We start from the raw sequence: 10003 nt of genomic DNA, 5'->3' as shown, positions 1-10003 counted from the left end.
TGAGTATTCCGATTGCTGGGTGGATGATGCACGCTTGGTAATTGAGAATATTCTCCACGCGAAACAAAATGGTGCCGAAGTCAGCAACTACTGTGAAGTGACCTCGGCAGTCAGAGACAAGGGCTTATGGCGCGTCACTTTCTACGATAAACGCACCGGCGTCGCACACGAGCGTCTAAGTAAAACACTGGTTAATGCAGCAGGTCCTTGGGTGAGAGAATTTCTCACTCAGCAAGCGAACGTTACTTCGCCCTATGGCATCCGCCTGATTAAAGGGTCGCATATCATCGTGCCAAAACTTCACGATGAACCTCAAGCATATATTCTGCAAAACGAAGATAAACGTATCGTCTTCGTTATTCCATACATGGAGAAGTTTTCAATCATAGGGACCACTGATGTCGAGTATCAAGGAGATCCACGTAACGTCGCGATCTCCGATGAAGAGAAACATTACCTCCTCGACGTAGTAAACCGACATTTTCGTCACCAACTGTCGATTCAAGACATCATTTCAGACTACAGCGGCGTAAGACCACTGTGTGACGATGAGTCCGATTCACCCCAAGCCATCACTCGTGATTACACTCTATCTATCGATGGGCGTAATGGCGATGCGCCTGTACTGTCCGTTTTTGGCGGGAAACTGACCACTTATCGAAAACTGGCTGAAGCGGCAATGGAGCAGCTGAGTCAATATTTGGAGGTATTACCGGCTTGGACAGCAGAGACACCTTTACCGGGTGGTTTAGATTTTGATTGGAAAGATGCGAAGTCCGCACTTCAGACCAAGGCTCCCTATCTCGATTCATATACACTCAATCGTTGGTTAAGAGCCTATGGTTCGCGCGTCTTCTTACTTCTTGGTAATGCGCAAAAAGAGCAAGACTTGGGAATGAAATTTGCGCAAGGTGTCTATCAACGAGAAATCGATTTTCTCATCACCACAGAGATGGGGTATGAAGCAGACGACATACTGACGCGCCGCTCAAAATTGCATTTATTGTGCACTCAAGAGCAAATTGACGCGATCAGTGACTATATTGCGATTTGTCATTGCAAACAGGATACGCCTATTTATGAGGGCGCTGTGTAATAGCTTCACAAATCGGTGTCATATTTTTCGCGATTGCGGCTTTATTATGTATCAGGTTTCATTATAGTGATTAACAAGAAACCTGATACAGGGTTACATGATACCTATGACTCACACCCACGAAACGCTTGACGAACTGTACACACTGCTTAGACCCGGCGTGAAACTGTCTGTCACACTCAATTTTGGCCCCAACGATGAGTTTAGCTTTACATCGAGCTACATTGGCCATAAAGAATCTCAATTCTTCGTTTTAGATTTTCCTCAAAAGGCCGCCGAAGCGCTGATCATGCGAAAATTGACCAACACTGAAGTGATTGTTCGAGGAATCACCGCCAGTAAACTCGGCCATGTGGTTGCGTTTAAATCGTCTGTGATGTGCAAGCTGAATCAACCTTGCCACATGTTGTGCGTCCGTGAGCCTAGTCATTTCGCCACCAAAACCATCCGCGATCATGAACGGTTCTCTGTTCATATGCCTGTCGAGATACGCTCAAACAACGTCAGCTATCAGGCAACGATCGTCGACGTATCTGTTTCAGGCTGTGCGGTGTTTATTACTGGTGAAAACGAACTCTCCACCAGCAGCGCCATAGAGTTGCACAATGACCTATCGAAAACGTTGCCTAAGCCGCCCAAATACTCCATTGTCAGTATCAACAAGGAAAAGTCAGGTCATAAATTAGGCATAAAATTTAGCCCTGAACTTGAGCTGACTGAAGAGTTAAAGACGTTGTTTCTAGAGCAAGCGCATTTGCATTCGAAGTTTTAAACGCCCTACCAAATGAATAGGGTGGCTGCTTCACCTCGACTAGGTATAGAAATGTTGTTTAAAGTAGTGGAACGCAACATTCAATGCCGACTCTTTGATCGGCTTGACGATGACGTAATTCGCCCCAGCTTGTTCAAAGGCTCTGCGCGTATCTTCCATTCCATCTGCGGTACAAGCAAAAACAGGCACGGTTAATTGGAGTTCACTGCGAATCCTTGCCGTCGTTTCGATGCCACCAAGGTTAGGCAGTTGGTTGTCCATCAATACCAAATCAAACACCTGAGCTTGCAACAACTCAAGGGCATTGTAGCCATCTTTTACCCACGTCACTTCCATGCCGTACTTTTCACAAAAGGCTTTGGCAATAAAGGCATTGGTATGGTTGTCTTCAACAAGCAATACTGAGAGCGCGCGATCGAACAAGGTTTTCGGATCAAATTGCAACCCACTTTGTGCTTGTTTTTCATCGGCAATTTTAGTGTGGATAGGCAGTTGAACAGAAAAGATCGTCCCCTCGCCCTTGATGCTCTCAATATCCGCGGTGCCATCGAGCATTTCCACTAAGCTATGCACAATAGCTAAACCTAAGCCACTGCCTCCGTATTCGCGAGTGGTCGTCGATTCAGCTTGGACGAACGGCTCAAAAATGTGTTTAAGCCGCTCACCGTCAATACCAATTCCGGTATCTTCGACGACAATTTCGAGTAACTGCTCGTCTTCGTCACCCACTAGGTGAATACGCACCGTCACCTGCCCGTCATGTGTAAACTTGACCGCATTACTAGCGAGATTAAACAGTATTTGATTCAAACGAACTTGATCACTGTGCGCCCAAACTTGGTCAGAGAAATTGCTTTCCACAACAAAACCGATACCTTTTTCTTGGCATAGTGGTCTAAAAATATTGTCGACCGCACTGGTGAGTTCGCTCAGCTTAAAATCAATGCGTTCGATGTTAAATTTTCCACGCTCAATTTTGGAAAAATCCAAAATATCATCTAACACCGCCAGCAAGTGCTCGCCACTATTACATAAAACATCGACTTTCTCGATATTACTCGGCTCTTTGAGTTTATGTTTGAGTAACTGTGAAACCCCTAAAATACCGTTGAGTGGTGTGCGTAGTTCATGGCTCATTTTTGCTAGGAAATCTGCCCGCATACGTGCTGATTCAAGGGCCTCTTCTCGGGCACGCTTACTCTGCTCTTCGGCCTCAATCAGGCTCGTCACGTCTTGACCTTGAGCCATGATTTGTAGCTCTGTGTTATCAACATGAATGGGAGACAGATTCCACCGGTACGTCTTAGTGCCTATGGTGGTATTGATGCCGGTGAGCGTTGCGCCTTTGGCGCACATTCGAATGTGAGGGGTAAGGCACTCAACCATGCTTGCTCCCCCGTCACTAGCGCGACTGCTCTCTCGAAATGCGCGCTCTGCAGAGGGGTTCATACGAATCAACTCCCCATTGACGTCCCATAGCATGATTGGAGAGAGGGAGAAGTTGAACAAATCAGTGAATTGCTTCTCCTGTTGACGAATACGTTGAAACGAGCTTTGAAAGGCATGACCTATGTGGTCAAACTCTTTGATTGTGGACCCCGAAAAGGGCTCGAGTGTCATCGACTCTGATGTGCTTTCGGTGTAATCCATCAAAGTTTGCAGTTCGCTCGATAAGCGACGCCCAATCCAATAGCGTGTCGATACCGTAATCGCCACAATGAGTACGGCTATCACAACCATCCAGATGTAGCGTGTTTTAACAAACAACATGATGTGTTCATTGCTCTGAATGGTATAAACCGATAAATAAGTGGGCGACTCGTTGATGGTTAGATCGGTTTTTGACACCGTAAATTCACTGGCATTGAATGACTTTGTGGCAGCGGCAAGCCAATCTATATGGCGCAAATCGCTGTTTTTTGTACTCGATGCGATAATGTCTGAACCCACTACAAACATCAAATCATTGGCGTTACTTGCTTTAAGTATCGAGTTGACCCAGGAGAAGTTGTCATTCAACACTACAGCGATGTATGCGTGGCCAAACACTTCACCAGTATCTAAGTTAACAATGGCGGTGCGCCGAAGCAGGACATAACGCACGCCAAGTGGCGTGGGCAATTGTTCTAAACGCCAAGCACGACTTGCCACCGTCTCATCATGGAGGTGTTGGATCTGCGCTTGGGTGATACCATAAAATTGAAAATTGTAATCCGCCCAGGCCACTTGATCACGCGAGGCGACAAATCGAAAATCCGGTGCAAGACTGGCGGTGCGTTGGTCAATGCCGTCAAAAATGCGGATGACGGCGTCGTCGTCGTTTCGCGCAACAGCCTCGAACAAACCATCGTTTAAGCTATAGCTGTCTTGCTGGATCTCAAGTGCACTCAAGCGGTAATTGAAATTTTCCTGAACAAGGCTCTGAGTTTGCTGCTTGGAACGCGCCACTTCTTGCTCAACCACCTGTTGATTCACTTGGTAGTTTTGCACCAGCATGACCATGGTTAAAAACACAATGGTCAAGAAAATTGAGTTAGTCAATAAGGTGGCAAGTTTGTGCTTGCTACGACTCACGGTTTTACTCATGGTTGATCTGAGTACCTAAATGCGCGCTGCTTTAGCGACCGCACACGCTCGGAATCGTCACCTGCTGTGACCAATTCAAAATCACCGGAGTATACTTGCGGAACCGGTTTACTCTCTAGATCCCATTTGATCGCTTCTGCCATCGCGATGCCAGTATCATCATTCATGCGCATTACAGTAAACGACAAATGAGCATCGGCAAGCGCATCTAATTCGGCGCTACCTCCACCCCAACCATTGATCAAGATATCCTCTCGTCCTTGCTCTTTAAGCGCATCTGATGCGCCAAGTGCCACATCGGTTGAACATGCGTACATAAACTCAATCGAAGGATCGCGTTCTAAAGCCAGTTTTGCCGCTTCGTAGCCTGACTCACGCGTCGCTTGAGTGTAAAACGATGAAGACAACACATAATTGTCATGGTGACTCATCGCCTCGATAAAGGTATCACCTCGCGCATCACTGACGTAACCTTCAGAAAAATAGAGCACTGAGTAACGGCTTTGCTTGTCCGTGACTTCTTTATAGTGTTGCTCTAAAACCTCCGTACCTTTGACATGGTCAAATCCGATGTACAAAAAAGGTTGCTGATCGGCCCAAGCCCGAACTGGTGTGGTGATATTCTGCAATATGAGTTTAGTGTCAGTCGAACTCAGTACGTGTTCAATAAACTTGCGGTGTCGAGTGGTATCAAGGGTAAAGATTAAATAGTCAGTTTTACTTTGTACTGCTTCGAGTAATGACAAACTCTGCTGACGAACATCCGCATTCGGACGGGTAAATACCTGATTGATTTCGTAACGAATGCCCAGCCTATCTAAGCGCATTTCAAAAGCTTTGATATTACGCACCCAATAATCGGAGACTTGTTGACCAGGATAGATAACAGAAATAGAAATCGATTTCTCTTGCTTAGCCGCTAGTGGAACCGGCGCGTTTCGCACTGCCTCCCCAAGAGATTCGGTCAGCACTCGCTGTGTTGGAAATTCGTCCAAGTATTGGTCATATTGCCAATACCCATCCAGTACCTGCGTGGCCTGCGCTGTGGTAATCATAGAAAACAGCACCAAGCCAACACCAAACTTTCTTATTAGGTTATTGTTTTTTCTCATTATACTCTAGCCAACTGTTGCCAAATACGCCGTTTAACGAGCTTTTGTACAGTAACACGCTTTTGTCGCCACGTTAACCTCAAAGACTGATCAAACAAGCGTTTGTTTGATCAGTCCTAACAGTATATTTTAGAAGGTAAATGCCAAGTTTGCAGAGGCGCCAAATTGGTTGTCGCCCGCGTAACTGCCAGCAAGGTCAAGACTGACTAAATCACCGGGGCTAATACCCAAGCCAACCGTCACTGAATCGTCTAACGTCTCTTCTAAATCAACTTGGTAACCTAAACGCAGTTGTGCCCAGCCAAATGCGTTGCCTTCAATACCGAAGCGCACAAACTGGGTATCATCCTCTACACCTAGAGCAGATACTTCGAAACGCTCTTGTTTGGTAAGATCAACATCCAATGCCGCAACAAAATAGTCTGATACGTAAGAACCCGAAGCGGTCACCTGGGTATTAAAAGCGTATTTATCGAGGCCATCTAAAGTTTCGATATCTTTGCTAAACAGATCCTTTGCGGCTATGCCTAAACGCAAGTTTTGATAGAACCAGACAAAGCCGAGGTCCATATTGAAGTGACTCTGCTTGTTTTCACTTTGATCGTAGTCACTAATATCGAAGTCTTCGACGGAAATCGTCTCTTTATAGGTTCTCAACTCTTGGTATTTCGGCGTGACACCTATGGCAATGTCTTGACCACCAAGCGTGATGCGCTTTGCAAGAGCCACACCCACCTCTGTGTAACCAAAGGCCCACAAATTAACAGTTGAGTTCTCATAACGGGCCTGAGTGTCTGAATCGTCAGCAATGTTGGTTTTGCCTATTACATCCGCGTAACCGCGCACAAAGACATTTGCTGATAGGGTGTTGATGGGAAACGCAACTGCAGCGCCAGCGCCACCATTCACACCTAATGGTTTATCATCCGCCAATTGATCCAAGTAGGCGTTGAGCTGATCCTCTGTTGCAGGATCTGGATTATTCGGGTCAAAGCGGTCTATCGTGTCTTGCAAATCGTCAATCACTTTGAGCGATTCGTCTCCATCTCGAACGTTTGCCCCAATCGATGGAAGCAATAAACCAAAGTCGTCATTTTCACGATGAACGGCCACTAAAGCAGGGTTATAAAACGCTCCGAGCAGGTAGTCAGCGCTCGTGACGCCTGTGTTGCCCATACCGTTGCCGCGAGCGTCCGCGACAAACGTCGCACTGTTCGCTGGTAACGAAAGTACTGTTAACATTGCCACTGATGAAATTTTCGTTGTTAGTCTCATATCCATATCAACCTTTAGTATGATTTCATCTCTAAGGTTAATACAAAATATTACAAACCATCAGGTAAATCTTTTATTTATCAAGCATCAATCGCCTGAGTGAATAACAAGTGACCAGATACGATTGCTTCCTTCTTGCTTTTGCTCAGTTTCTTTAACCGCGCTTCCACCCTGCTGGCCTGACTGCGCGAGTCCGCGACATAGCTCGACCAGGCAAGGGTTAGCTGTCCTTTTCCTTTCAGCGCCTTGGCGCCTTTTCCGCCGCAATGCTCGGAGAATCGGCGCTCGACGTCTGTGGTTATCCCACAATACAGTGAGTTTGAGCGGGTACGGACAAAATAGACGTACCACGCCGAGCACGGAGCTTCCTTATCGCTTGTTTCCATCTGTTATGACGTCAATAACGCAAGTTGTTCTTTCAGATCCTCAAAGGAGGCTTTGAGCTCTACGACTTCGTGCTCTAATTGCTCGATGCGTTGCAGTGCGTCAGAATCGCCGGCTGCCCGCGCCAAAACAGGGCTTTGATGAATAACGTCGATATCGACAGCGCCACTGAATAGATGCTGATAACGAGATTCACGTTTGCCAGGCTCACGAGGGAGCTTAACCACAAGAGGCCCCTGCTCGCGTGACGCCATGCTGTCGAGCAGCGCTTCTACTTCTTTCACATCTGTAAACTCAGCCAGTCGATTGGTACGAGAGCGAAGTTCACCTGGCGTTTGCGCACCACGGAGCAGTAGGCAGCACACCAGCCCCTTTTCTTGATCGGTTAATTTCAAATCACCAAATTCGGTGTTGCAAAAACGGTGTTGGAATTTATTCGCGCGACTATTAAAGCCACTTTCGTCACTGACCAAACGGCGTGCAATCAAGCTATCGACCGCGTCACGCACTTCTGAGTCGCTAAGCGCCATAACGGGCTCACGGTTACTTTTCTGATTGCAGGCCGCTGTCAAGCTATTGAGTGTCAGCGGATAATAGTCCGGTGTCGTGACTTCTTTTTCGATGAGACAACCGATCACACGGGCTTCTAAAGGGGTCAGTTCTATATTCATGTTAGATCCTTAACGTGGCTCTTGATGTCGTACTTTGCACGCAATGTCATGCGCTAGTGCTCACCAATGAGTGGGATTCTTTTGATATTACCATTGTTGTCCATCATCACTATCTTGCTACGGTTGAGTTCGACTTCTGTGATCTCTTGACGCGTACGTTCAGAGCGATACGCGTTGGCCACTTTCTCTGTCTTAGGTGACGCCTCAACAGCAGTAGCAATGTCGTCTTCAACAACGGAAGCGAGGTTAAATAAAATAGACGAGTGACGTAGCATTGATTGACACATAGTGAATGTTGAAAACAATCCAGTTTGAAGAGGTTCCCTGATAATAGCCTGAACTTTCCTATGGGCTCAATCACTGCGTTGCTCTTGCCCAGAGTGACCGGCGATAAAAGCGTCAACATGCTGTAATGATTGATCTAAAGACTATTCACCTGCGACATGATGTGATTTAATCGTGTCAGTCTTTATGAGAATTAGGAAAGGAACCTACTATGAGTGGTGTATTTGAAATCGTAGCTCAGGCTCGTCGTAAAAATAAACTCAAGCGTGAACTTCTAGACAACGAAAAGAAAGTTCGTGATAACCAGAAACGTGTCGATTTGCTCGATAACCTACTGGATTACATCAAGCCAACCATGAGCACCGAAGAAATCACGCAGATCATCAAAAACATGAAAGCGGATTACGAAGATCGCGTCGATGACCACATCATCAAAAGTGCTGAAATTTCAAAAGAACGCCGTGAAATCAGCCGCCGTATTCGCGAACTTACTGAAGAAGATAAAGTGGCACAAGGGAAGAAATAACCCTCAGCGTCATTTTACCGCTTATCGAGCCCGCATCAACTGCGGGCTTTTTTAGTCTCAAAGACTTTGACGTTCAACACAAATCGTTATTTTCCTTTGTCTCTTGACGTAAAACGTTTGCGTAATCGCTAACCTTCTCCGTTACGCAAATTGAGGGTTTCGTCACACATTTCTCCCTGCTATAGTCCACCACAGTTAATCAACTGACCATTCGAGGCACGGAGCTTCCTCACTTATCTCATGACGAGAAGAATTGGGTCGGGCACAGACACTGCCTAGATACATTATGAGGGTCAAATTATGGACATGAATATGGTTGAAATTTTGGGTTACGCGGCGTCTATCATGGTCGCAATCTCACTTACCATGAAAGATATCGTTAAACTTCGCATTCTAAACTTCGTTGGTTGTGGTTTATTCACCGCTTACGGCTTGATGATTGATGCGTGGCCAGTGGTGGTCACCAACGGTTTCATCGCTTGTGTGAACGTCTACTTCCTTGCCAAAATGCAAAGCGAAAAAAAAAGCAGCGCTGAAAAAGTAACGAGCGCCGCTTAATTCTGATTTAATTAGACAGACGCCCTCGCTCACTGTAGCGAGGGCGTTTTTTATTCGTCGTCGTCCTCTTCATGCAATGCAGCCCACGCCTGCGCAGCGCTGACGGCGCGCTTCCACCCTTTGTATCGACGTTGGCGTTTCTCTTCATCATGATGTGGCGTAAACTGGCGATCGATTTCTGCTTTGTTACTCAACTCATCCAAGCTGTCCCAAAAACCGACTTCTAGCCCGGCAAGATACGCCGCCCCAAGCGCAGTGACTTCGGTGACCTTGGGTCTCATCACATCCACATCCAGCACATCGGCTTGGAATTGCATCAGGAAGTTATTCGCCACTGCGCCGCCATCAACACGCAACGCTTCGAGTTTGATGCCAGAATCACTTTGCATCGCGTCAATCACATCACGGGTTTGATAAGCAATGCCTTCCAACGTCGCACGGATAATGTGATTCGCGCTGGTCCCACGCGTCAGTCCGACGATGGTGCCTCGCGCATACGCATCCCAATACGGTGCGCCCAAACCGGTGAATGCAGGCACGACATACACTCCGTTTGAGGTCGCCACTTTGGTTGCGAAGTATTCAGAATCTTTCGCATCAGAGAGCAGCTTAAGCTCATCTCTCAGCCACTGAATCGATGCGCCCCCCATAAATACCGCACCTTCTAGCGCATAACTGGGCTCCCCCCTCGGGCCGCAAGCGAGCGTCGTCAGCAGTCCATTATGCGAGGTCACTTTT

Annotated in this window: 11 protein-coding genes; 4 read left to right on the top strand and 7 right to left on the bottom strand. The window is 46.9% G+C overall.

Annotation, left to right across the window (positions count from 1 at the left end; all coding sequences use genetic code 11):
* Together glpD and AC6R1O_RS09385 are read left to right on the top strand one after the other, a co-directional pair.
* On the top strand, positions 1-1096 hold a 1096-nt coding region (glpD, locus tag AC6R1O_RS09390; RefSeq protein ID WP_500656913.1), incomplete at its 5' end, for a glycerol-3-phosphate dehydrogenase.
* Positions 1097-1202: 106 nt separating this feature from the next.
* Positions 1203-1868, top strand: coding sequence for a PilZ domain-containing protein (locus AC6R1O_RS09385; RefSeq protein WP_500625296.1), 666 nt, complete (start codon positions 1203-1205; stop codon positions 1866-1868).
* 39 nt (positions 1869-1907) lie between these two features.
* On the opposite strand, the gene luxQ is transcribed toward AC6R1O_RS09385, so the two are convergent.
* The 6 genes from luxQ to AC6R1O_RS09355 all read right to left on the bottom strand — a co-directional run bounded on the left by luxQ (position 1908) and on the right by AC6R1O_RS09355 (position 8171).
* Positions 1908-4454 carry a quorum-sensing autoinducer 2 sensor kinase/phosphatase LuxQ gene (gene luxQ, locus AC6R1O_RS09380; protein WP_500656912.1) on the bottom strand — a complete coding sequence of 849 codons (2547 nt, stop codon included), beginning with the start codon at positions 4452-4454 and terminating at the stop codon, positions 1908-1910.
* Positions 4451-5509 carry an autoinducer 2-binding periplasmic protein LuxP gene (locus tag AC6R1O_RS09375; RefSeq protein WP_500656914.1) on the bottom strand — a complete coding sequence of 353 codons (1059 nt, stop codon included), beginning with the start codon at positions 5507-5509 and terminating at the stop codon, positions 4451-4453. Before AC6R1O_RS09375 ends, luxQ begins: the two co-directional genes overlap by 4 nt.
* 186 nt (positions 5510-5695) lie before the next feature.
* Positions 5696-6841: a conjugal transfer protein TraF gene (locus AC6R1O_RS09370; RefSeq protein ID WP_500634038.1), complete on the bottom strand. Its 1146-nt coding sequence runs from the start codon at positions 6839-6841 to the stop codon at positions 5696-5698.
* An 80-nt stretch (positions 6842-6921) separates the two neighbouring features.
* Positions 6922-7227 (bottom strand): GIY-YIG nuclease family protein, encoded by a 306-nt coding sequence (locus AC6R1O_RS09365; RefSeq protein WP_500656911.1) that lies wholly within the window; start codon positions 7225-7227, stop codon positions 6922-6924.
* A gap of 3 nt (positions 7228-7230) precedes the next feature.
* Positions 7231-7896, bottom strand: coding sequence for a YceH family protein (locus tag AC6R1O_RS09360; protein WP_500656910.1), 666 nt, complete (start codon positions 7894-7896; stop codon positions 7231-7233).
* Between the two features lie 53 nt (positions 7897-7949).
* Positions 7950-8171 (bottom strand): hypothetical protein, encoded by a 222-nt coding sequence (locus tag AC6R1O_RS09355; protein WP_500656909.1) that lies wholly within the window; start codon positions 8169-8171, stop codon positions 7950-7952.
* A gap of 221 nt (positions 8172-8392) precedes the next feature.
* On the opposite strand from AC6R1O_RS09355, the gene AC6R1O_RS09350 reads away from it, so the two are divergent.
* Together AC6R1O_RS09350 and AC6R1O_RS09345 are read left to right on the top strand one after the other, a co-directional pair.
* Positions 8393-8707, top strand: coding sequence for a DUF496 family protein (locus tag AC6R1O_RS09350; RefSeq protein ID WP_334551816.1), 315 nt, complete (start codon positions 8393-8395; stop codon positions 8705-8707).
* Between the two features lie 300 nt (positions 8708-9007).
* Positions 9008-9265 (top strand): YgjV family protein, encoded by a 258-nt coding sequence (locus AC6R1O_RS09345; protein WP_334551815.1) that lies wholly within the window; start codon positions 9008-9010, stop codon positions 9263-9265.
* A 50-nt stretch (positions 9266-9315) separates the two neighbouring features.
* Here AC6R1O_RS09345 and AC6R1O_RS09340 read toward each other — a convergent pair.
* On the bottom strand, positions 9316-10003 hold a 688-nt coding region (locus AC6R1O_RS09340; RefSeq protein ID WP_500656908.1), incomplete at its 5' end, for an FGGY-family carbohydrate kinase.

Source organism: Vibrio sp. R11-SG3-ISO3-SZ (assembly GCF_059834345.1).
Note: the sequence above shows the minus strand (reverse complement) of the source record. Positions and strands in the feature narration are given on the sequence as shown.